This window comes from Gordonia sp. QH-12, from assembly GCF_001578675.1.
GTDB lineage: Bacteria > Actinomycetota > Actinomycetes > Mycobacteriales > Mycobacteriaceae > Gordonia > Gordonia sihwensis.
Window position 1 is genome coordinate 148,556 of record NZ_KQ969290.1, and the last position, 20,689, is coordinate 169,244.

22 protein-coding genes and 4 tRNA genes are annotated in these 20,689 nt (G+C 68.0%); 9 read left to right on the forward strand and 17 right to left on the reverse strand.

Annotated elements, in window-relative coordinates; translation table 11 throughout:
- The first annotated feature begins 75 nt into the window (after positions 1-75).
- The gene (locus Y710_RS10115) at positions 76-2,139 is read left to right on the forward strand and encodes a CocE/NonD family hydrolase (RefSeq protein WP_045536578.1); all 2,064 of its coding nucleotides are present in this window, start codon (positions 76-78) and stop codon (positions 2,137-2,139) included.
- Here Y710_RS10115 and Y710_RS10120 read toward each other — a convergent pair.
- Positions 2,136-2,633, reverse strand: coding sequence for a TIGR04338 family metallohydrolase (locus Y710_RS10120; protein ID WP_039866641.1), 498 nt, complete (start codon positions 2,631-2,633; stop codon positions 2,136-2,138). The two genes, Y710_RS10115 and Y710_RS10120, sit on opposite strands and share 4 nt — an antisense overlap.
- Entirely contained in the window at positions 2,627-3,460 is an 834-nt protein-coding gene (locus tag Y710_RS10125) for a DUF2786 domain-containing protein (protein ID WP_006894391.1), read from the reverse strand. Before Y710_RS10125 ends, Y710_RS10120 begins: the two co-directional genes overlap by 7 nt.
- 208 nt (positions 3,461-3,668) lie before the next feature.
- Here Y710_RS10125 and Y710_RS10130 point away from each other — a divergent pair, with 208 nt between their 5' ends.
- Genes Y710_RS10130 through Y710_RS10140 form a run of 3 tightly spaced genes read left to right on the forward strand, consistent with a single transcriptional unit; the run spans position 3,669 to position 7,454 of the window.
- Positions 3,669-5,093, forward strand: coding sequence for a CitMHS family transporter (locus Y710_RS10130; protein ID WP_062367418.1), 1,425 nt, complete (start codon positions 3,669-3,671; stop codon positions 5,091-5,093).
- Between the two features lie 38 nt (positions 5,094-5,131).
- Positions 5,132-6,793 (forward strand): sensor histidine kinase, encoded by a 1,662-nt coding sequence (locus Y710_RS10135; RefSeq protein ID WP_062367419.1) that lies wholly within the window; start codon positions 5,132-5,134, stop codon positions 6,791-6,793.
- Positions 6,786-7,454 carry a response regulator gene (locus Y710_RS10140; RefSeq protein WP_039866639.1) on the forward strand — a complete coding sequence of 223 codons (669 nt, stop codon included), beginning with the start codon at positions 6,786-6,788 and terminating at the stop codon, positions 7,452-7,454. The genes Y710_RS10135 and Y710_RS10140 overlap by 8 nt, the downstream gene beginning before the upstream one ends.
- A gap of 58 nt (positions 7,455-7,512) precedes the next feature.
- Here the strand turns inward: Y710_RS10140 and rplA are convergent, their stop codons facing one another.
- From rplA to Y710_RS10190, 10 genes are all read right to left on the reverse strand, one after another.
- Entirely contained in the window at positions 7,513-8,223 is a 711-nt protein-coding gene (rplA, locus tag Y710_RS10145; protein ID WP_006894385.1) for a 50S ribosomal protein L1, read from the reverse strand.
- A gap of 106 nt (positions 8,224-8,329) precedes the next feature.
- Positions 8,330-8,764, reverse strand: coding sequence for a 50S ribosomal protein L11 (gene rplK / locus Y710_RS10150; RefSeq protein ID WP_006894383.1), 435 nt, complete (start codon positions 8,762-8,764; stop codon positions 8,330-8,332).
- A gap of 91 nt (positions 8,765-8,855) precedes the next feature.
- Entirely contained in the window at positions 8,856-9,605 is a 750-nt protein-coding gene (gene nusG, locus Y710_RS10155) for a transcription termination/antitermination protein NusG (protein WP_006894381.1), read from the reverse strand.
- 55 nt (positions 9,606-9,660) lie between these two features.
- The gene (secE, locus tag Y710_RS10160; protein WP_006894379.1) at positions 9,661-10,044 is read right to left on the reverse strand and encodes a preprotein translocase subunit SecE; all 384 of its coding nucleotides are present in this window, start codon (positions 10,042-10,044) and stop codon (positions 9,661-9,663) included.
- A 39-nt stretch (positions 10,045-10,083) separates the two neighbouring features.
- Positions 10,084-10,156, reverse strand: a tRNA-Trp gene (locus Y710_RS10165).
- 147 nt (positions 10,157-10,303) lie between these two features.
- Positions 10,304-11,335: a fused (3R)-hydroxyacyl-ACP dehydratase subunits HadA/HadB gene (locus tag Y710_RS10170; RefSeq protein WP_062367428.1), complete on the reverse strand. Its 1,032-nt coding sequence runs from the start codon at positions 11,333-11,335 to the stop codon at positions 10,304-10,306.
- Between the two features lie 254 nt (positions 11,336-11,589).
- A complete protein-coding gene (rpmG, locus tag Y710_RS10175; protein ID WP_006894375.1) occupies positions 11,590-11,757 on the reverse strand; it encodes a 50S ribosomal protein L33 in 168 nt (55 codons plus the stop codon).
- An 81-nt stretch (positions 11,758-11,838) separates the two neighbouring features.
- Positions 11,839-11,912, reverse strand: a tRNA-Met gene (locus Y710_RS10180).
- 36 nt (positions 11,913-11,948) lie between these two features.
- Positions 11,949-12,021: transfer RNA gene (locus Y710_RS10185), tRNA-Thr, on the reverse strand.
- Between the two features lie 122 nt (positions 12,022-12,143).
- Positions 12,144-12,224, reverse strand: a tRNA-Tyr gene (locus tag Y710_RS10190).
- Positions 12,225-12,350: 126 nt separating this feature from the next.
- Here Y710_RS10190 and Y710_RS10195 point away from each other — a divergent pair.
- The 3 genes from Y710_RS10195 (at position 12,351) to Y710_RS10205 (ending at position 13,601) form a co-directional block, all read left to right on the forward strand.
- Complete coding sequence (locus Y710_RS10195; protein WP_006894373.1) at positions 12,351-12,842, forward strand: YajQ family cyclic di-GMP-binding protein; 492 nt, start codon at positions 12,351-12,353, stop codon at positions 12,840-12,842.
- A 77-nt stretch (positions 12,843-12,919) separates the two neighbouring features.
- Positions 12,920-13,129: a helix-turn-helix transcriptional regulator gene (locus Y710_RS10200; RefSeq protein WP_039866583.1), complete on the forward strand. Its 210-nt coding sequence runs from the start codon at positions 12,920-12,922 to the stop codon at positions 13,127-13,129.
- 1 nt (position 13,130) lies between these two features.
- Positions 13,131-13,601: a hypothetical protein gene (locus Y710_RS10205; protein WP_062367420.1), complete on the forward strand. Its 471-nt coding sequence runs from the start codon at positions 13,131-13,133 to the stop codon at positions 13,599-13,601.
- On the opposite strand, the gene htpX is transcribed toward Y710_RS10205, so the two are convergent.
- Both htpX and Y710_RS10215 read right to left on the reverse strand, forming a co-directional pair.
- Entirely contained in the window at positions 13,589-14,458 is an 870-nt protein-coding gene (htpX, locus tag Y710_RS10210) for a zinc metalloprotease HtpX (RefSeq protein WP_045538053.1), read from the reverse strand. The genes Y710_RS10205 and htpX overlap by 13 nt on opposite strands.
- A gap of 127 nt (positions 14,459-14,585) precedes the next feature.
- Positions 14,586-15,605, reverse strand: coding sequence for a polyprenyl synthetase family protein (locus Y710_RS10215; protein ID WP_006894368.1), 1,020 nt, complete (start codon positions 15,603-15,605; stop codon positions 14,586-14,588).
- 98 nt (positions 15,606-15,703) lie between these two features.
- On the opposite strand from Y710_RS10215, the gene Y710_RS10220 reads away from it, so the two are divergent.
- Positions 15,704-16,963: a geranylgeranyl reductase family protein gene (locus Y710_RS10220; RefSeq protein WP_006894366.1), complete on the forward strand. Its 1,260-nt coding sequence runs from the start codon at positions 15,704-15,706 to the stop codon at positions 16,961-16,963.
- 12 nt (positions 16,964-16,975) lie between these two features.
- On the opposite strand, the gene Y710_RS10225 is transcribed toward Y710_RS10220, so the two are convergent.
- From Y710_RS10225 to menD, 3 genes are read right to left on the reverse strand one after another with little or no spacing between them, the layout of a single operon-like run.
- Positions 16,976-17,704, reverse strand: a complete 729-nt coding sequence (locus Y710_RS10225) for a demethylmenaquinone methyltransferase (protein ID WP_006894365.1) — start codon at positions 17,702-17,704, stop codon at positions 16,976-16,978.
- 10 nt (positions 17,705-17,714) lie between these two features.
- Entirely contained in the window at positions 17,715-18,143 is a 429-nt protein-coding gene (locus Y710_RS10230; protein WP_006894363.1) for a hypothetical protein, read from the reverse strand.
- Positions 18,140-19,825 carry a 2-succinyl-5-enolpyruvyl-6-hydroxy-3-cyclohexene-1-carboxylic-acid synthase gene (gene menD / locus Y710_RS10235; RefSeq protein WP_006894362.1) on the reverse strand — a complete coding sequence of 562 codons (1,686 nt, stop codon included), beginning with the start codon at positions 19,823-19,825 and terminating at the stop codon, positions 18,140-18,142. The genes Y710_RS10230 and menD overlap by 4 nt, the downstream gene beginning before the upstream one ends.
- A 95-nt stretch (positions 19,826-19,920) precedes the next feature.
- Here menD and Y710_RS10240 point away from each other — a divergent pair, with 95 nt between their 5' ends.
- The gene (locus Y710_RS10240; protein ID WP_006894361.1) at positions 19,921-20,538 is read left to right on the forward strand and encodes a class I SAM-dependent methyltransferase; all 618 of its coding nucleotides are present in this window, start codon (positions 19,921-19,923) and stop codon (positions 20,536-20,538) included.
- Positions 20,539-20,689: the final 151 nt, after the last annotated feature.

The following is a 20,689-nucleotide window of genomic DNA, read 5'->3' on the forward strand; positions in this document are numbered from 1 at the left end:
GTGACTCACGCCACACCGATGCGCTCGGGCCGACTCCAGCCCGCACTGTGACGAATGCAAAGGGGGGACGTGAGAATGACGCTTCAGTACGACCTGGGCGGCCTGGCCGAGGGGCAGAGCGGATTCGCAGTCCCGCAGGAACGTCCGGCTCTGATCCCGGCACCCGACTACCGCGATGCCGCCGGCGGAGTCGCCGGCCTCGAATGGCGTCGAGCCGTCGACGGGCCGAAGCCCTATCCGCGCGTTCACATCGACCGCAGCATTCGTCTCACCATGAGCGACGGGGTCACCCTGCGCGCCACGCTCGTCCGGCCGGCGAATCGGTTCGGTCAGCCGATCCGCACTCCCCTGCCGGCGATCCTGAACATGAATCCCTATAACCGGGCCGTGCTGGACGGGCTCGACCACGCACTGCACGCTCCCGTGATCGGCAAGACCGTCCAGACCGCCAGCGCGATGATGGTCGCCGACGAGGGGCCGCTCGCCGGCGCCACGCGCATCACGCGCACCTTCTCCAAGGGGCTGTGGGACGTCTTCGGCATCAACCGGAATCTGGTGCGCGCCGGGTACGTACAGGTCCTGGTGGACGTCCGGGGAACGGGAACCTCGCACGGCAAATGGCAGATCCTCGGCTCCCGCGAACAGCAGGACAGCCTCGAGGTGATCGACTGGATCAGCGCTCAGGACTGGTACGCCGACGGCGTCGGGATGACCGGATGGTCGTATTCGGCCATCAACTCCCTGCAGACGGCGGGACACCGCCCCGAGGAACTCAAAGCCGTCTTCGCCGTCGAGGGCAGCGAGGACGTGGTCCGCGACATCTACATCACCGGCGGTATGCCGTCGGCCTTCATCCCGCTGTGGCTGGCACTGGTCAACGGGCTCAAGTGGCTGCCGAACCCGGCCACCGCCGTCGCCGACGTGCTGCGCGGCGACGCGTACCGGTGGCTGTCGGCGCGCGTGAAGTCTCCGGCCACGGAGATGCCGTCGCTGATGTGGGGCTTCCTGACCGCTCGAGACGACCGGATCTTCGACGATCCGTACTTCGCCGAGCGCGATCCCGCGATCGAGAACATCGTGTGTCCCACGTTCACGGTCGGCGGCTGGCACGATCTCTTCGGCCGCAGTGCCACGCGCGTCTACTCCAAGCTGCAGATGGAGCCCGGACGCAAGCAGGCGCTCATCGCCGACGGCTACCACCTCGACCCGGGGTTCGGTCACGAGCGCCCGTTCGCACCGCCCCGCCTCGACGTCCTCCAGCGGGCGTGGTTCGACCGCTGGCTCAAGGGCGTCGAGAACGGAGTCGACGCCTACGGACCGGTGACCCTGGAACAGCAGGGCGGCGCGTGGTCGTGCGGACCGTCGTTCCCCCGGCAGGAGGTGGCACCGCGGCGCCTGTTCCTGACCGAGGGGCCCACCGGAACCGCACTGCACGCGCAACACGACGGCACGCTGCGCAGTTCACCGGCCTCCCGGCGCCGCTCCCTGCGGATCCGGCCGAGCTTGCGCGGATTCGTCTCCCGCGATCTCGCGCAGGTGACCGCGGGCGCGGCCATCGTGCTCGGCGACAGCTTCGCGACCGATGCCCGCTTCCAGGAGGAGGCGGCCCTGTCGTTCACCAGCGAGCCGGTCGACCGGCCGACGCAGGTCTCCGGCGAGATGAATCTGCGTCTGAACGTCTCCACGACGGCGCACGAGGGGATCTGGGCCGTGACGGTCAACGACGTCGCACCCGACGGGACGTCGACCGTGCTGACCAACGGCGCACTCACAGCCTCCAACCGCGCGCTCGACCCGTCGCGGTCCACCTACACCGACGACGGCGTGCTGCTCGACGCGTACCACTACCTGACGCGGTCACGCCGGCTGCCCGTTCCCGCGGACGAGCCGGTCCGCATCGACGTCGACCTCGTGCCCACGGACGCGGTCCTGGCCCCGGGCCACCGTCTGCGGGTGGACGTGTACGCGGCGAGCCTGCCGCGCTATCTGACGATCGTCCCCGACCTGATCAAGGCCCGCGGGCGCCGTCAGCAGCTGGTCCTGGACCCGGCGAAGCCCAGCTACCTGACCTTCCAGACCGACGGCGAGCTCGGTGCCGCCCCGGTGCCGATCGTCGCCGCGACCGCGCAGCGGGGTTAGCGCGCCGACAGTCCGCTGTCGCCGAAGACGACGCGGTAGACCAACGCTGCCTCGGGCCCGAGGACCCGCTCGACGAGCCCGATCAGAGCTCCGACGAACGCCGGACCATGGGCCGGAGCGCCCACCTCGTCCAAGTGATGCGCCAACTCGTGCAGGACGACGAGTTCCCGCAGTGCCCAGCGACCGCCGGCCGAGTCCGGGACGGCGATGGTCGCGGTCGCCCGCTCGTAGTGCGCGGCACGTTCGCCTCGTCTCGTCCGAACCCGGACCGGGACGATCGCCCGAGTGAACTCCGCCCGAACCGACGGCAGGGCCAGAACGCGCCGGGCGTACGCGGAGACGTCGTCCACCGAGCCGAACCTCGCCTCCGCGGGCAACGTCAGTTCGGTGCCGGCGAGCTGCACCGTATGCGCGCCGCCCGCCCGCTCGAACATCCGCAACACCAGGCGCTCGGCGTCGTACAGCCGTCGGCGCGTCTGGTCGCGGCTCACGATTCGAGCGCGCCGCGCGGCGCACCGAACTCCCGGTCGGCGCCGATGCGCGCGCGCCGGCCGGCACGGTCGCCGGCCTGGCGCGCGGCCGAAGAGTACCCGGCCGTGGCACTGCTCGCACGCCACGTTCCGCGGGCCTTCGATTCGGAGCGGTAGAAGTCCTTGATCTCCAATTGTTTGTCCCGCAGCGCGACCGCCGAGGAGACCGAGCGCGCCGGGCCGCTCTCGGTCTCGATGCGCACCGTCTCCCGCTGCTGTTCGTCGCGCGCCGCGCGGAGCCGGGTGCCGATCCGTGCCGCGAACGCCGATTGGAAGTTGAGCCGGGCGGTGATCGGCGAGAGCGCCTTCTCCTCGACCACACGTCGACGGCGGTAGCCCGCGGTCTTGGTGACCATCTGCCTGGCGGTCTCCCCCTTGTACGCCCCCGACTTCAGGTACGCATCGCTCGCGGCCACCATCTGAATCACCAGCGACGTGTACAGCGCCTCGCAGGCGTCGATGTCGGTCTCGAAGCCGTAAGCGATCACGAAGGTGGAATTGGACGCCACGTCGCATGTCACATCATTGGCCTGTGCGATCTGCACGAACAACTGCACGTATGTCCGCAGTCCCCGCTTGCCCGCCTTGCCGATCTCGATCTGCCGGGTGATCGGCGCGGCGGCCTTCCTGGCTGCGGGATCGTGCGCCCGGGCCATCGCGAGATCGATCGAGGCCGCCGTCGCGAGCCGCTGAGCGGCCGCCATGAACGCCTCCGCCTCGTGCTCGTTGTCCGTGCCCTCCGCCTGCCGCAGGAGACCGCCGATCCGGGTGAGCAGTTTGTCGTCGCGCATGAGTCACAGGCTATCGGGGCACCGTGACGTCTCCCAGGCCGCTGTCCACAGGCCCACGCGTTCGACGCCGGCGCTGTACGGGCCCTGCGCACAATGCGCGAAAGGCGACTAACGCACACAACCTCGACTGTGATTCACGTTACGACCAGAGTGCTCAAGTGGCGGGTCACACGACCTTCCGGAACTTCACGGCACGAAGGAGCACGCAATGTTGGTAGCGCTCGGGTTGGCGATGGTCGCCACCTTCATGTTCCTGATCATCACCAAACGCGCGACACCGGTGGTCGCGCTCATTCTCGTCCCGGTCGCGTTCGCCCTGTTCGCCGGTGCCGGACTCGGGGTCAGCGACATGATCAAGGACGGCATCGCCGACCTCGCCCCCACCGCCGCGATGCTGTTCTTCGCGATCATCTTCTTCGGACTCATGATCGACGTCGGGCTCTTCGACCCCATCGTGCGCTTCATCGTCCGACTGGTACGCAACGATCCCGCTCGCCTGGTGGTCGGCACGGCGGCTCTCGCAGCCGTCGTCTCCCTCGACGGTGACGGATCGACGACCTTCATCATCACCACCGCCGCGCTGCTCCCGCTGTACTTGAAGCTCGGCGTCTCCCCGGTCGTGCTCACCGTGGTCGCCGGTCTCGCGAACGGCACGATGAACATCCTGCCTTGGGGCGGCCCCACCGCCCGCGCCGCGACCGCCCTCAAGATCGATACGAACGCGGTGTTCCTGCCGATGCTTCCGGCGCTGGCGGCGGGCATGCTGGTGGTCTTCGCGTTCGCATTCCACCTCGGTGTGCTGGAGCGCCGCCGCATCGGGCGGATCGAGATCCGGGAATCGGTGCTCGCCTCATCGCGCGGGGCCGGACGCGACGACATGCCTACCGGCGGCTCTGCCTCGATCACCGCCGCCGAAGCTGTCGGAACGCCGGCAGCCGATTCCTCGTGGGGTTCGGACGACGCGAACGACGGAGACTCGGCGCTCACCTGCGTCCTCAATCCCACCCGGACCACTCTTCGTCCCAAGCTGTTCTGGGTCAACGCGGCGCTGACGGTGGCGCTGCTGGCCGTGCTCGGCGCCGACATCATCGCGATCCCGGTTCTCTTCATGATCGCGGCCGCGATCGCCCTCGCAGTGAACTTCCCGCATCTGAAGGATCAGCAGGAGGCGATCACCCGGCACAGTTCGAGCATCGTCTCGGTAGTCGCCATGGTGCTGGCGGCCGCCGTGCTCACCGGCGTGTTCAGCGGCACCGGAATGGTCGACGCGATCGCTCGGTGGCTCGCGGACGGCATCCCCTCCTGGATGGGACCGCATATGGCCGTGGTGATCGGCGTCCTGTCGATCCCGCTCACCTTCCTGATGAGCAACGATGCGTTCTACTTCGGCGTGCTGCCGGTTCTGTCGAAGACCGCGGCCGAATACGGCATCGATCCGACCGAGATGGCTCGGGCGTCGATCACCGGCCAGCCCTTCCACATGCAGAGCCCGCTGGTCCCGGCGATCCTGCTGCTGGTCGCTCTCGCCGGAGTGAGCCTCGCCGACCATCACAAGCAGGTCCTCTGGCGCGCCGCACTGGTCTCGCTCGCGATGCTCGTCGTCGGCGGATTGATCGGCGCGATCCCGCTGTGACCCGGTGGCACGCGCTATCGCGACACTAGGCTGTCGCCATGCGGTTGCGAACTCAGGTGCTGCTGCTGCAGTTGGTCGTCATCGCGGTCAGCCTCGGCGTCGGCTTCGGCGCGGTGATCTCCGGGGCCGACGACCGGGTTCGCGAAGAGTACGGGCAGCGGGCGCTCGCGATCGCCGAGACCGTCGCCGTCGACCCCGACGTGGTCGCCGGCGTCGGCAGCCACCAGGGCACGTCGCTGCCGGCGACAGACTTGGTCGACGGACCGGTCCAGCGCCAGGCAGAAGCGGTCCGTCGCGCGACCTCCGCACTGTTCATCGTGATCGCGAACGCCGACGGCGTGCGATTGGCCCATCCTGACCCTGTGGAGCTGGGCAAGCACGTCTCCACCGACGCCGACCGCGTTCTGAGCGGCAAGACCGACCTGACGACCGACCGCGGCACGCTCGGCGAATCCGTCCGCGGCAAGGTGCCCATCCGTGGCGCCGGCGGACAGGTGATCGGATTGGTGAGCGTGGGCGTCTCCACCGGTCAACTCGCCGGCGAGTCCCGCCGCGACATCCTCACCACCGTCTGGATCGCGCTCGGCGCCATGGCGATCGGCACAATCGGATCGATCCTTCTCGCTCGGCGCTGGCAGCGCCTCACCCTCGGATTGCAGCCCGACCAACTCGCCGAACTCGTCCGGAACCAGGGTGCCGTACTCCACTCCTTGTCGGACGGCGTGCTGGCCGTCGACGCGACCGGCGTGGTGCGTGTGGCCAACGAGACCGCATGCGAACTCCTGTCCCTCCACCACCCGGTGGGGCGCCCGGTCGACGGCATCGGCCTCACGCCGCGGGTTCGCCGAGTCGTGTCCACTCCGACGCCAGATCCCATCGCCGCCACTGTCGGCGACCGGATCGTCCTGGTCTCGTCGCACCGCATCATCACCGAAGGGCAGGACCTCGGCATGGTGGTGTCGGTGATCGACCGCACCGACTTCGAAGCACTGGCGCGCGAGATCGACTCCATCCAGGTGATGAGCACTGCTCTCCGCGCCCAGCGACACGAGACCGCGAATCGGATGCACGTGCTCGCCGGACTCCTGCGGCACGGGCATGTCGACGACGCCCTCGACTATCTCGACGAACTGACCGGAACCGGCGCGAGCGGCGGACTCGACGGCATCGAGAACGTCACCGAACCCCACCTCCACGCGTTCCTCGAGGCGAAGGCGGCGCACGCCCGCGAACACGGCGTCTCCCTCCGTCTCGGCGACCAGACCTGGGTCACCGGAAGCCTCACCGATCCGGTCACCGTCACCGCCGTGGTCGGAAACCTGCTCGACAACGCCATCGAGGCGGCCGCGGGCTCAACCGACGCCGAGGTGGAGGTCGAGATACTCACCGACTCGTACGACGGCCCCGGCGAGGTGCTGTGGGTGACCGTCGCCGACTCCGGCGCGGGCATCCCCTTCTCCGATCCCGAGCAGATCTTCGCCGAAGGGATCACCACCAAGACAGGCGCGGTCCCTGGCGGCCGCGGGATGGGGATGTCGATCGTGCGACAGTTGGCGCGACGGATCGGCGGCGAAGTGCGCGTCGCGGACCCCGGAGGCCGCGAATCAGGTCACGGCGCGGTGCTGGTGGCCGGCCTTCCCGGCGTGATCGCGACCGAGCAGTCCACAGAGCAGACAGCGGAGGATGAATCTGATGACTGAGACCGACTACGGGGTGCTCGTGGTCGACGACGACTTCCGGGTCGCGGCCCTGCACTCCGCGATCGTCGCCGCGGTGCAGGGCTTCCGCGTGGTCGCTCGCGCGGGCTCCATCGCGGCGGCGCGTACGGCACTGGCCGACCATCCCGAGATCGAACTGGTGCTGCTCGACGTGTACCTGCCGGACGGCTCGGGGATCGACCTGATCGGCGAACTCGATCGCGACTGCTTCGTCGTCGGCGCGGAGACCGATTCAGCCGCTGTCCGGTCGGCGATGCGCGCCGGCGCGCTGAGCTACCTGATCAAGCCCTTCGCCGACGCCGACCTCGCGCGCCGCCTCGCCGGATACATCCAGTACCGCCGTGTACTGGACTCCGCGGACGTCGATCAGTCTGCCGTCGACTCAGCGCTCGGAGCGCTGCGCTTCGGGAAGCCTGCCACCGCCAAGCGCAACGACAACCCCTCACCGACCGAGCAGCGCATACTCGACCTGTTCGGCCCGGACTCGGTGCTCTTCGCCGACGACGTGTCGGCCCGAGTGGGAGTCTCCGCGGCGACCGCTCGGCGCCATCTCGCAGCCCTGGTCGACTGCGGCGCGCTCCGGATGTCACTGCAATACGGCGGAACCGGCCGTCCGCGTCAGGAGTATCGCCGCGCCCGATGACGAGAAAAGGGGGCACCGCCGATCGGCGGTGCCCCCTTTTCTCAGGCTCTGCTGAGGATCAGGCCTCTTCGGTGAAGTTGCGCGAGACCGCGGGATCGACCTGGATGCCCGGACCGGTGTTGGTCGAGACGGTGACCTTCTTCAGGTAGCGGCCCTTGGCGGCCGACGGCTTGGCGCGCATGATCTCGTCGTACGCGGCGCCGTAGTTCTCGGCCAGCTTGGCGGCGTCGAACGACGCCTTGCCGATGACGAAGTGCAGGTTCGCGGCCTTGTCGACGCGGAAGCTGATCTTGCCGCCCTTGATGTCGTTGACGGCCTTGGTGACATCGGTGGTCACGGTGCCGGTCTTCGGGTTCGGCATCAGGCCGCGCGGTCCGAGGACTCGCGCGATACGGCCGACCTTGGCCATCTGGTCCGGCGTCGCGATCGCGGCGTCGAAGTCGAGCCACCCGCCCTGGATCTTCTCGATCAGGTCCTCGGCGCCGACCTCGTCCGCACCGGCCGCAGCCGCCTCGGTGGCCTTGTCACCGGCGGCGAAGACGATGACGCGGGCGGTCTTACCGGTGCCGTTCGGCAGGTTGACGGTGCCGCGGACCATCTGGTCGGCCTTGCGGGGGTCGACGCCCAGTCGCATGGCGACCTCGACGGTGGCGTCGGTGTTCTTCGAAGACGTGTCCTTCGCAAGCGTCACAGCCTCCAGCGGGCTGTACAGCTTGTCGCGGTCGATCTTCTCGGCGGCGGCCTGGTAGGCCTTGCTCTTCTTGCTCATGTGCTCTGTTCCTTCTCCCCGCCGTATCGGCGGGAGTTAGTGGTTAGTGGGCCGAGCGCGGCCCTCCCACGGGGTGTTTCAGGTATCGGTCTCTCGGATGAGGGATTCAGCCCTCGACCGTGATGCCCATCGAACGCGCGGTGCCGGCGATGATCTTGGCGGCCGCCTCGATGTCGTTGGCGTTGAGGTCCTCGGTCTTGGTCTTGGCGATCTCGCGGACCTGGTCCATGGTCACCTTGCCGACCTTGTTGACGTGCGGCTCACCCGAACCCTTCTGCAGACCTGCGGCCTTGAGCAGCAGCTTGGCGGCCGGCGGGGTCTTGAGCTTGAAGTCGAACGAGCGGTCTTCGTACACGAAGATCTCGACCGGCACCACGTTGCCGCGCTGCGATTCGGTCGCGGCGTTGTACGCCTTGCAGAACTCCATGATGTTCACGCCGTGCTGACCAAGCGCCGGACCCACGGGCGGCGCCGGGTTGGCCTGGCCCGCCTGGATCTGGAGCTTGATGATTCCGGCGATCTTCTTCTTCTTGGGAGGCATGTCCTCTTGTCCTTTTTCCTACAGATCCGCGCACGCTGGATACGCGGAAGTCTCAATTCTGGTCACAGCGCTCGACGGCTGCGGCGCGAGGTCAGAGCTTTTCGACCTGGTTGAAGCCGAGCTCGACCGGGGTCTCACGACCGAAGATCGAGACGAGCACCTTCACCTTGCGCTGTTCGGTGTTGACCTCGCTGATGGAGGCCGGCAGGGTCGCGAACGGTCCGTCCATGACGGTGACCGACTCGCCGACCTCGAAGTCGACCTCGACGAGGTTCGACGCGGCGGCGGCAGCGGCCTCGACGCTCTCGCCCGCAGCCGCGGCGGCCTTGGCGGCCTCCGCCTTGCGGACCTCGGCGCGCGGCATCAGGAACTGCACCACTTCCTTGATCGAGAGCGGCGACGGACGCGAGGTCATGCCCACGAATCCGGTCACTCCCGGGGTGTTGCGGACGGCGCTCCACGATTCGTCGTTGAGTTCCATCCGCACCAGGATGTAGCCGGGAAGCACCTTGCGGTTGACCTTCTTCGGCTGGCCGTTCTTGATCTCGGTGACCTCTTCGGTCGGCACCTCGACCTGGAAGATGTAGTCGCCGACGTCCAGGTTCTGGACGCGCGTCTCCAGGTTGGTCTTCACCTTGTTCTCGTAGCCCGCGTACGAGTGGATGACGTACCACTCCCCGGGCAGGCGGCGCAGCTGCGCCTTCAACTCGGCGACCGGATCGACGGCTTCGGTGACCTCGGCGTTCTGGTCCACGTCGTCAGCGGACACATCCACCGGCGTGGCCTCGGCGGTCTCGTCGCCGATCTCCGGCGATTCGATCTCGTTCTCCGGGGTGCTCACTGCCCCACGCTCCTTCGTTGGTCACTCGGGCTGGCCGCCCTGTAATAGTTGCCTGTCAGCCGAACACCAGCAGGGTCAGCTTGGCGAATCCGATGTCCAGGCCGGCGATGAACGCCGTGACCACCACGACGAACGCGAAGACGGCGATCACGTAGTTGACCATCTCGTTGCGAGTCGGCCACACCACCTTCCGCATCTCCGACACGACCTGCTTGAGGAAGGTCCAGATGCGGACGAACGGATTGCGGCTGACGCCGGTATCGGTCGCGGCGGACTCGGCGGTACGCTCTGCGACCGCGGTCGCAGAGCCGGCACCCCGACGGCCGCGCGCGGAGCGCTTGCCGCTGGGACGCAGTTCGGCGGAGTCGGACTGGGCGACGTCGTCGACCACCAGATCGTCGTTGACGTCTGAAGAAGCCTTGCGATCTCGCTTGGCCACCTTCTCACCGATCCCTTCGTCTGCTAGTGCCCCGGTGGGCAGGGGCGACAGGACTTGAACCTGCAACCTGCGGTTTTGGAGACCGCTGCTCTGCCAATTGAGCTACGCCCCTTTGCGCGGGCCCGTCGACCCACACTTTGATCCAAGGCTAACAAAACCAACGCGCCACCCTCAGGCAGCGCGTGATTCTGAAGCATCAGACTCAGATGAGTGTAGAGCAAAGCTGCCGCTCGCCCCAACTCGCCCCGACTGGGCGGCGTCAGTTGAACTGCACCAGCGCCTGCGCGCGGCCGAAGATCTTCCGCCCGGACTGCTTGGCGACCAGCGCGATCACTCCCCGCCGGGTCTGCGGGTCGAGAGACTTGACCTTGCCGCCGAAGTCCACCTGCGCCGCGCCGACCGCCGGCACGTAGACCGGACTGGTGAACCGCACGTTGTACTCGTGGATGGCCGCGGGGTCTCCGACGAACGAGCCGATGACGCTGGCACCGAGGCCCATCGTCTGCATTCCATGCGCCACCACGCTCTCGAGGCCGACCGCCTCCGCGACCTCCGGCGAGAAGTGGATGGGGTTCGGGTCGCCCGAGACGCCCGCGTAGTTCACCAGGTTTCCGAGCGTGAGGGTCTTGGTGACCTGCGGGAGTTCCTGCCCCACTTCGAGGGTGTCGAAGTCGATAGCCCCGTAGGCCTTGGGCTCCACCACCGGGTCGGGCTCGTCGTACCTGCTGAACGGTCCGTGCACGGTCTTCCCGACCGCGGGATCGACGTCCACGTGCATCATCACTTCGTTGAGCTTCGCGACGAGTCCCGGATCCACATCCACCGAGGGTCGGGCGGCCACCGAGGTGAAGGTCGTCATCACCGGCTCCTCGTGCTGATTCCAGATGATGTTCTTGCTGACGAGCAGGTCGGCGCCCATCGACTGCCGGAACGACTCGAGCGAGACGTCGCAGACCAGCCGGTCGCCCAAGCGCATCGGCTGGTGCATGATCAGCCGCTGATCGGTCTGCATGATCTGCCACATGTCGTATCCGGTGATCACGTCGTCGAACAGCCTGCGTTGCGCGATGAGTCCGAGCACCGAGACGAAGGTCGGGTGCGCGAAGAGCGTGTCGTGGCCGAGCTTCGCGGCCTCTGCCTCGTCCCAGAACGCCGGATGGGAGTCCTGGACCGCCCGCGCATGCCTGCGGATGTCCTGACGACCGACTTCGTAGTAGTCGTCGACGGTGTACTTGAAACCGACCATCGACTTGGTGTGTTCAGCGACCTCCGCCGCGGTCGGATCGCCCATCGGCGCAGCCTCCAGTGGGTTGTCGACCCGAATGTCCTCCAGCTGACCGGTCACGGTGTCTCCTCACTCGGCGCGGTCAGGCCGCACGGCCCCGGCGATCGGTGTGGAACAAGGCCTCCGGGGAAACGATTCGCAACTGATTCGTTACGAAGATTGTCCACTCCGATCGGCTCCGGACAAAATCAAACGAGCCGTCTCACCAAGTGAGACGGCTCGTTGAAAAGCTCGGGAGGGGTCGCGGAAGCGACGACGCCTCAGCGCGACTCCTTGTGAGTCTCGTGCTTACCGCAGTTCGGGCAGAACTTCTTCAGCTCGAGACGGTCGGGGTCGTTGCGACGATTCTTCTTGGTGATGTAGTTGCGGTGCTTGCACACCTCGCACGCCAAGGTGATCTTCGGCCGCACATCGGTTGAGGAAGCCACTTTGTTGCCTACTTTCGCGTCTTGCAGTTCTTCGGTCCCACGCTTGGGGGCCGAGGTCCCACCGTGCGCAGGCGGTATGTGTAGCGGTGGGGGGACTCGATCCCCCGACCTCACGATTATGAGTCGTGCGCTCTAACCAGCTGAGCTACACCGCCCTGTTCGGCCGCGACCGAGTCGGTCACAACCAAGCGAGCCCCCTGACGGAATCGAACCGTCGACCTTTTCCTTACCATGGAAACGCTCTGCCGACTGAGCTAAGGGGGCGTGCCGTCCGGGTCCAGCCTGCGAACAGTCCGTAACCGAAGAGCCTCAACGAGGTTACACACACGCTCTCAGTTTAACCAAAACCGCTGGTCACGCCGATTATGCGCGGTGCAAGTCCTCAGTGGCAGATATAGGATTCGAACCTATGTAGCTTGCGCGACGGATTTACAATCCGCTCCCTTTGGCCGCTCGGGCAATCTGCCGTGCCGCCGTCCACGAAACCGCTCCGCTCGCGCGGAGAAGCCGGTGAAGGCAACGGGTAGAAGAATACAACGTACCCCGTATGTCCGCGCAAATCTGCTGTTCAGACCGCTGATAGGCTGGTTCTCATGGCTGATTCTTCGTTTGACGTCGTGAGCAAGGTCGACCGCCAGGAGGTCGACAACGCCCTCAACCAGGCGGGCAAGGAACTCTCGCAGCGCTACGACTTCCGCGGCACCAACACCACCATCGACTGGTCCGGTGAAGAGAAGATCGTGATCACCTCCGACGCCGAGGAGCGCGCCCTGGCCGGCCTCGAGGTGTTCAAGGAGAAACTGATCCGTCGGGACATCTCCCTCAAGGCGTTCGACGCCGGCGAGCCCGTCTCCTCTGGCAAGACTTTCAAGATCACCGGAGAGCTGGTCCAGGGCATCGACTCCGAGCACGCCAAGAAGATCTCGAAGAAGATCCGTGACGAAGGCCCCAAGGGAGTCAAGGCTCAGATCCAGGGCGACGAGCTGCGCGTCTCGTCGAAGAAGCGCGACGATCTGCAGGCCGTCATCGCATTGCTCAAAGGCGAGGACTTCGGCATCGCGCTGCAGTTCGTGAACTACCGCTAGCCCTCACAGCTCGTCAGCGACAGACCCCGAGTCAAGCCGACTTGACACACTGATGACAAGTCGGCTTGACTTCTTGCATGTCCGAAACTCCGTCACCGGTGAAGGCGGCACGCACTCGAGCCGGTCTGCGGCAGGCAGATCTCGCCACGGCGGTGGGTGTCAGCCGGCAGACCGTGGTCTCGCTGGAGCGAGGCGACTACGCACCGTCGGTGTATCTGGCGATTCGGATAGCTCGGACCTTGAACAGTTCGGTCGAAGAGCTTTTTCCGCTACCCGAGGAGCACTGACATGTCACCGCAGACGAAGACCCTTCCCGCGCTCCTGCTGCGCAACACCGACGACTCGTGGGGCGACGAGCGCGAACGGGCCGTGATGCTCGAGGCCTACGCCTACGTGTTCATCCTGGCGACAATCCTGCTCTGGACGCTAGCCGCGGTGTCCGCGTGGTTCGTTCCCGCCTGGGTCACCGTGGCCTTCTTCCTCGGACTGCTGATCCCGTCGGTCGAGTGGCAGCGGTACTGCCGGGCTCGCGGCGTCGACGCCCACGCCCTCGCCTACGGCGGCGAGTCGTGGGTGCACACCGCTCTGATCGGCTGCTACTTCGGGAGCTGCGCGGTCTCGATGGCCACGGCCGTCATCGCCGAAATCGATCCCGGCGACGGCGTCGGCGGGGCCGTCGCCGGAGGAGTCGTCGGGGCCCTCGCCGCGGTGCTCGTCGGGCGCTGGGGGGCGAAGCGGAAGCAGGATCAGAACCGCTGACCGCCGTTGCGCGCCATCTCGTGGAGCCGCGCGATCCGGTCGGCGGTCGGCGGGTGCGTAGAGAACAGGCGCGACAGCTTCTCGCCGGGGCGGAACGGGCTCTCGATCATCAGGTGCGACTGGTTCGCCAGATCCGGCGTCGGAGGCAGCGGTGCGGCGGCGATGCCGCCCGAGATCTTCGAGAGCGCGGATGCGAGCGCCAGCGGATCACCGGTGAGCTCCGCGCCCGACGCGTCGGCCTGGTACTCCCGCGACCGGGACACCGACATCTGGATCACCATCGCGGCCACCGGACCGAGGATCGCGATCAGGATCATCGCCAGCGGGTTGGGCCCGTTGTCGCGGTTGCCGCCGAACGCTCCCATCCACATGGCCATGTTGGCCAGGCCGCTGATCACCGCGGCCATCGCGCCGGCGACGGAACTGATCAGGATGTCGCGGTTGTAGACGTGGGAGAGCTCGTGGCCCAGCACCGCCCGCAGCTCGCGCTCGTCGAGCAACTGCATGATCCCGGACGTGCAGCACACCGCGGCGTTCTTGGGATTGCGCCCCGTCGCGAACGCGTTCGGCGACTCGGTGGGACTGATGTAGAGCGCGGGCATCGGCTGGTGCGCCTGGGTGGCGAGGTCGCGCACGATCCGGTAGAGCTCAGGCGCCTGCACCTCGGTCACCGGCTGCGCGTGCATCGCCCGCAGCGACAGCTTCGCGCTGTTGAAGTAGGCGTAGGCGTTGGTGCCCACGGCGAGCAGAACCGAGAACACCAGGATGTTCGGGTTGTGGAACAACGCACCGATACCGACGATGATCGCGGACATCAAGCCCATCAACGCCGCCGTCTTGAGGCCGTTGAAATGCATGGCACCTCACTGTCAGAAGAACACTGTCCTTAGAACTTCATTCACAGTGGCAAACGTGCAGGACCACCCCGATAGTTCCAGCCGTTACCGCAGTCACTACGCGCGAAGAATACGCGAGTCGCGACGGTCAGCCGACGCGGTCGACCGTATAGCGCACGAGTGAGCTGAAAGCGTCGTTCGCCGGTCCCGCGGGCAGACCGGCGAGGAGCCCGTCGGCCTCGTCGGCCATCGCCTCCAGGCGAGCGCGGGCCTGCTTCATGCCCGCCGAGTCGACGAGCAGGTTCAGGGCCTCGTTCACCTCGCCGTCGTCGACGAGTGGTCGTGCCGCTCCGCTCTGCGGGTCGACGAGGAGCTGCGACAACCGCTCGCTGCCCGGCCCGTCGCCCGCGAGCGCCAGCAGCACCGGCAGCGTGTGGACTCCCTCGCGGAGGTCGGTGCCGGGCGTCTTGCCCGAGTCGCCGCTCACGGAGGCGATGTCGATGATGTCGTCGGAGACCTGGAATGCGGTGCCCACCACGTCGCCGAGCCGGGCGAGCGTGTCGACGGTGGTCGCGTCGGCGCCGGCGGTGTACGCGCCGAAGCGCCCGGCGGTCGCGATCAGCGACCCCGTCTTCTCCCACACCACCTTGAGATAGTGATCGATGGGGTCGCCGCCGGCGCTGACGCCGACGGTCTCACGCATCTGCCCGGTCACCAGTTCGGCGAAGGTGTCGGCGATGATCCGGACCGCCTCCGGACCCAGTGTCGACACCAGGTGCGAGGCCCTCGCGAACAGGAAGTCGCCCGCGAGGATCGCGATCGAGTTGGACCAGCGCGCGTTGGCGCTCGGCGCTCCCCTGCGCAGGGAGGCCTCGTCCATGACGTCATCGTGGTACAGGGTGGCCAGGTGGGTCATCTCGATGACGGTGGCCGAGGTGATGACGTCGTCGCTCCCCGGAGTCGTACCGAAGTGCGAGGCGAGGATCGCGAACATCGGACGGAACCGCTTGCCACCGGCTTTGGCCAGATGGGTGGCGGCTTCGACCAGGATGTCGTCCCCTGACGACAGCTCGCTGATCAACAGATCCTCGACGCGCTGAAGCGACTCCTGCACCTGCCCGGCGAACTCGCCGGTCCCGAGGTCCAGTCCGGCAAAAGTGGACTTCACGTGTTTGGCCCAATCCCATCGGTGATCCGAACGCCGCGGATTCGTCGTTCGGCGACACCAGAAGCGTAACTGCTCACGGCGACAGACATACTGGTCGGGTGACAAGCGCGACGCCCGGCGAAGCCGTTCCCGATTCCGCCGACCTTCTGGTGGTGGGCGCCGGACCCGCCGGTGCGGCGGCCGCAGCCCATGCCGCGGCCCGCGGATCGGATGTGGTGCTGCTCGACGCGGCGGTCTTCCCCAGGGACAAGACGTGCGGCGACGGGCTGACGCCGAGGGCGGTGACCGGCCTGCACCGACTCGGCATGAGCGGTCTGCTCGACGGCCGTCCCCGCATCCGGGGCCTGGAGCTCAACGGCTGGGGCGCACGGCAGCGGGTCGACTGGCCGGCCGCCGACCGTTTCGGCGCGTACGGCAGCGCGATCGCCCGCACCGAACTCGACGACGCGATCCGCCGTTTCGCGCTCTCGCGCGGCGCCCGGATGGTGTCCGGGGCCAAGGCCGTCGGCGCGCAGCTGGTCGGCGGCCGGATCGAGTCGGTGACCGTGGGACGGGACGGTGAACGGCGTCAGATCCGCGTGCGGGACGTGATCGTGGCGGACGGTGTGCGATCGGCGCTCGGAAAGTCGCTCGGGCGCCGGTGGCACCGCGACACCGCGTATGGCGTGGCCGCGCGGTCGTACGTCGACTCGGGGAGGTCCGGCGACGCATGGATGGGCTCGCATCTCGAGCTCCGCGATCCGGACGGTGCGCTTCTGCCCGGTTACGGCTGGGTCTTTCCGCTCGGCGACGGAACGGTGAACGTCGGGGTCGGGGCTCTGGCCACGGCGGGCCGGCCGGCGTCGATGGCTCTGCGCCCGGTGGTGGAGCACTATGCGCGGATGGTGGCAGGTGACTGGCAGCTGACGTCGGCGCCGCAACGGATCGCTTCGGCGCTCCTGCCGATGGGCGGAGCGGTGAGCGGAGTGGCCGGAGCGAATTGGATGCTGATCGGTGACGCCGCCGCGTGCGTCAATCCGCTCAACGGCGAGGGGATCGACTACGCGATCGAGACGGCCGCCCTGGCGGTCGACATGCTGGAGTCGGAGCACGACTACTCGGTCGCGTGGCCGGGGCTGCTGCGGTCGGAGTACGGTGTCGCATTCGCCGCGGCGCGCCGGGCCGCGGGTCTGCTGACCGTCCCGCAGACGGTGCCGCTGCTCGGCCGGCCCGGGATCCGTTCGGCTCGGCTGATGTCGGCGGTGGTGCGCGTGATGGGCAATCTACTGACCCCGGACGACGCCGATCTCATCGCCCGAGCCTGGCGCGGCGCCGGCCGCATCGCTTCGACTCTGGAGGACCGGCCGCCGTTCAGCTGACCGGTCCGGGACTCACGCGGCGGGTTGCGCGCTCTTCACGCCCCGGTGGATCGCTACGATTCCGCCGGTCTGGTTCTGCCAGGTGACCTCGCCGAATCCGGCGTCGCCGATCATCGACGCGAGAGCGGCCTGGTCCGGCCACGCGCGAATCGACTCGGCGAGGTAGACGTACGCGGCGGGATTGCTCGACACCTTCGTGGCGACGGCGGGCAGCGCCTTCATCAGGTACTCCATGTAGACCGTGCGGAAGGGCTTGAGCGTCGGAGTGGAGAACTCGCAGATCACGAGCCGGCCGCCGGGCTTGAGCACCCGATTGAGTTCTGACAGGGCCAGGGGCACGTCGTTGACGTTACGGAGACCGAATGAGATGGTCGCGGCGTCGAAGGAGGCGTCCGCGAAGGGCAGGTGCAGCGCGTCTGCGGCCACCTTCGGCACCTTGCGGTTCGCTCCTGCTCGGAGCATGCCGAGTGAGAAGTCGGCGGCGATGCACGTGGCACCCGAGGCCGCGAGTTCGACGGTGGACACGGCGGTGCCCGCGGCGAGGTCCAGGACCACGTCGCGCGGCTTCAGGTCGAGCGCGCGGCGGGTGTTGCGCCGCCAGAGCCGGTCCTGACCGAATGAGAGCACCGTGTTCGTCAGGTCGTAGCGGCGTGCGACGCCGTCGAACATCTCGGCGACCTCGGACGGCTCCTTCTCGAGGCTCGCGCGCGTTCCGGCGCCGTGGTCGGTGCTGTCTGTCATGGAGTCCAGCCTAATCGCGGCGTGTGCGGCGCCCGGTCTCGGCCACCCCGACCATGAGGACGATCACCACCGCCCAGCCCGCGGCGATCACCGACAGTGCGGGGACGATCGACAACTGGGCATCGCGGCCGACCGGCCGGGCGAGGTTGTCGGGATCGGTGGTGTCGTAGTCGACGAGGATGCGCTGCCCGGTGGACAGATGCGTGGGGTACAGCAGGCCTAGTTTGGGGTTGCGCAGTACCCCGTCCGGGGTCACGAAGTTGACGGCGGCGTGCAGGCGGTCGGCGGAGATCACCTCGGCGACGGCGGTGGCCTTGTTGGCGTCGATCTTCGAGTCGTTGCGGTAGGCGCCGGCGATGATGACCGCGCCGATGAGACTCACCACGACGCCGACGGCCACCAGCGCGATCTGAATGCGCCGCTGCACTGTCCGGGTCATGACTGCTCAGGATAGTCGGGTGCCGCGTCGAGCCCGGCGGCGATCCGGGCGTGGAGTTCGCGCAGACCGTCACGGTTGGTGCGCACCTCGAGAACTTCGATGCCGCCCTCGGGCGCGGGGCCGGTGAGAGCGTCGGACAGCTCGTCGAGTCGCACGCGGCGGTGGCCGATGTTGAATCCCGCGCACATCGCGGCGAGGTCGGTGCGGTGCGGGGTGCCGAAGATCCGGTCGTAGACGCCGAGGTAGGCGTCGCGCGCGAAACGCGGATCGCCCTGTTCCAGGAGGCCGAAGATGCCGCCGCCGTCGTCGTTCGCGACCACGATGCGCAGATCGGCGGGGCGCGGCTCATCCGGGCCGATGACGAGACCGGTGGCGTCGTGGATGAACGTGAGGTCGCCCATCAGCGCGACGGTCCGTCCGCGGGCCAGGGCCGCGCCTATCGCGGTGGCGTTGGTTCCGTCGATGCCGGCGACCCCGCGATTGGACATCACCTTGACTCCGTCGGCGACGGTGCCCGCGAGCGCGATGTCCCGGATCGGGTTCGACGCACCGACCACGAGCGTGTCGCCGGGGGTCATCGCGGCGGCGACGGCCCGTGCCACGTGTAGACCCGTGCTCTGGTGTGAGGCGTCGAGCTCGGTCGTCACCGCCTGCTCCACCAGGTTGTTGACTCGCGCGGCCTCGTCGAGCCATGTCTGCCGGGGATCACCGGTGGCCGCCGCCCGGGTGCCGGTTGCGACCACGTTGCCGGACACGTCGGGCCACCGCGGGCCGGTGGTCAGCGCGAACACCTCCACCGACGGATCGGCGAGCAGCCTCGACACGGAGCGGTGCAGAGTCGGGCGCCCGCAGATGATCGCCTGTTTCGGTCTCAGCTTGCCGAGTGCGAGCGGGTGCAGGGGGTTCGCCGCGCTCGGCGCGGTCGGCTCGGCGACGGTCGGCAGCGCTGCCAGTTCGGGATGAACTCCGGCGCCGTGCCCGGACACCACGACGGTGTCGCGCGAGAGGTCGATCTCCAGGGGGATGTCGAGCCTGCCGACCGGCGCGTGGGTCCACGGAGCGTCGCCGGGGCGCCCGGCGAAACGTCCGTCGTCCAGGACCGAGAGGTCGGTGTCCGGAAGGTCCCCCGCGTCGGGCACCAGCGGCTCGCGCAGCGGGATGTCGAACTGCACCGGCCCGGCGTTGCCGGTGCGCGCGCCGCGCGCAGATGCGAGGACCCGGCCCACCGCCGACCGCCACTGGGAGTTGGTGTCGAGATCTTCCTCCGCGAGCCCGAGGCTGATGGCTGCGCGCACCTGGGTGCCGAACATGCCGAACTGCTCGATGGTCTGATTGGCGCCCGAGCCCAGAAGCTCGTACGGCCGGTTGGCGCTGATCACGACCAACGGCACCCGCGCGTAGTTCGCTTCGAAGACGGCGGGCCCGGTGTTCGCGACGGCGGTGCCGGAAGTCATCACAATCGGCACCGGGCGGCCGGAGGCCACGGCCAATCCGAGCGCGAGGTATCCGGCCGACCGCTCGTCGATGCGGACATGGAGCCGAAGGCGGCCCTGCGTGTCAGCCGCATGCAGCGCGAAGGCCAGCGGCGCGTTCCGCGATCCCGGGCACAGCACGGCCTCGGTGACACCGCCGCGGATCAGTTCGTCGACGATCACACGCGCCTGCAGGGTGGACGGGTTCATGGATATAGACCCTATGCGCCGGGACGAGGCAGCCGATCCGAAGGTCGGCTCCGACTCCGCGCCCTCCGGAAGCGGCCATGAAATATCGTCGGCACATGGGCTTCTACTCCGAGCACGTGCTGCCGCGGATCATCGTCAAGACCTGCGGGATGCCCGCGATGGACGATCTGCGGCGCCGGGCCTGCGAGCCGCTGTCCCGCGATGTGGTGGAGATCGGTTTCGGGTCCGGCTTCAACGTCGGCCGGTATCCGGCGGATGTGAGGCGTGTCGCCGCGGTGGAGCCGAGTGATACCGGTTGGCGGCTCGGGGCCGCGCGGGTCGCGGCGTCGTCCGTGCCGATCGAGCGGGGTGGTCTGGACGGGCAGCGGCTGCCCTTCGACGACGATTCGTTCGACTCGGCGTTGTCGACGTTCACCATGTGCACCATTCCGGAACTCCCCGTGGCGCTCGCGGAGCTGCGACGGGTCGTCAAACCCGGCGGGATTCTCGCCTTCCTCGAGCACGGCAGGGCTCCGGACCCCGGCGTACGCCGATGGCAGCGCCGGCTGGAGCCGATCCAGAAGCGTCTCGGCGGAGGATGCCACCTGACCCGCGACATCCCCGCAATGTTGGCCGAGGCGGGCTGGGAGATCGTGGCGCTCGACTCCTTTTACGCCGACGCGGCGCCGAAGCCCTTCGCGGCGTTCTCGCTCGGCTGGGCCCGGAATCGGTAGCTCGCGGGTCCGCCGGGTTCCGAAGGTCTTTCCGGTGGTGGGCCCGATTCTCGTCGGTACCGTTCTGACGGATGCAGGCACCGCGCTTGTCCGGCGTGGTGGATGGGGTTCAGGCGCCAGGGTTGTTCGGTGGTGGCTGGTCGCCAGGCCA

Excerpts from the sequence above, each read along its gene's own strand:
- Y710_RS10115 (WP_045536578.1), top strand. The coding sequence starts at position 76 with ATGACGCTTCAGTACGACCTGGGCGGCCTGGCCGAGGGGCAGAGCGGA.
- Y710_RS10125 (WP_006894391.1), bottom strand. The coding sequence starts at position 3,460 with ATGCGCGACGACAAACTGCTCACCCGGATCGGCGGTCTCCTGCGGCAG.
- Y710_RS10130 (WP_062367418.1), top strand. The coding sequence starts at position 3,669 with ATGTTGGTAGCGCTCGGGTTGGCGATGGTCGCCACCTTCATGTTCCTG.
- Y710_RS10135 (WP_062367419.1), top strand. The coding sequence starts at position 5,132 with ATGCGGTTGCGAACTCAGGTGCTGCTGCTGCAGTTGGTCGTCATCGCG.
- Y710_RS10140 (WP_039866639.1), top strand. The coding sequence starts at position 6,786 with ATGACTGAGACCGACTACGGGGTGCTCGTGGTCGACGACGACTTCCGG.
- rplA (WP_006894385.1), bottom strand. The coding sequence starts at position 8,223 with ATGAGCAAGAAGAGCAAGGCCTACCAGGCCGCCGCCGAGAAGATCGAC.
- rplK (WP_006894383.1), bottom strand. The coding sequence starts at position 8,764 with ATGCCTCCCAAGAAGAAGAAGATCGCCGGAATCATCAAGCTCCAGATC.
- Y710_RS10170 (WP_062367428.1), bottom strand. The coding sequence starts at position 11,335 with ATGGGCGATCCGACCGCGGCGGAGGTCGCTGAACACACCAAGTCGATG.
- Y710_RS10195 (WP_006894373.1), top strand. The coding sequence starts at position 12,351 with ATGGCTGATTCTTCGTTTGACGTCGTGAGCAAGGTCGACCGCCAGGAG.
- Y710_RS10200 (WP_039866583.1), top strand. The coding sequence starts at position 12,920 with ATGTCCGAAACTCCGTCACCGGTGAAGGCGGCACGCACTCGAGCCGGT.
- Y710_RS10205 (WP_062367420.1), top strand. The coding sequence starts at position 13,131 with ATGTCACCGCAGACGAAGACCCTTCCCGCGCTCCTGCTGCGCAACACC.
- htpX (WP_045538053.1), bottom strand. The coding sequence starts at position 14,458 with ATGCATTTCAACGGCCTCAAGACGGCGGCGTTGATGGGCTTGATGTCC.
- Y710_RS10225 (WP_006894365.1), bottom strand. The coding sequence starts at position 17,704 with ATGACAGACAGCACCGACCACGGCGCCGGAACGCGCGCGAGCCTCGAG.
- Y710_RS10230 (WP_006894363.1), bottom strand. The coding sequence starts at position 18,143 with ATGACCCGGACAGTGCAGCGGCGCATTCAGATCGCGCTGGTGGCCGTC.
- menD (WP_006894362.1), bottom strand. The coding sequence starts at position 19,825 with ATGAACCCGTCCACCCTGCAGGCGCGTGTGATCGTCGACGAACTGATC.
- Y710_RS10240 (WP_006894361.1), top strand. The coding sequence starts at position 19,921 with ATGGGCTTCTACTCCGAGCACGTGCTGCCGCGGATCATCGTCAAGACC.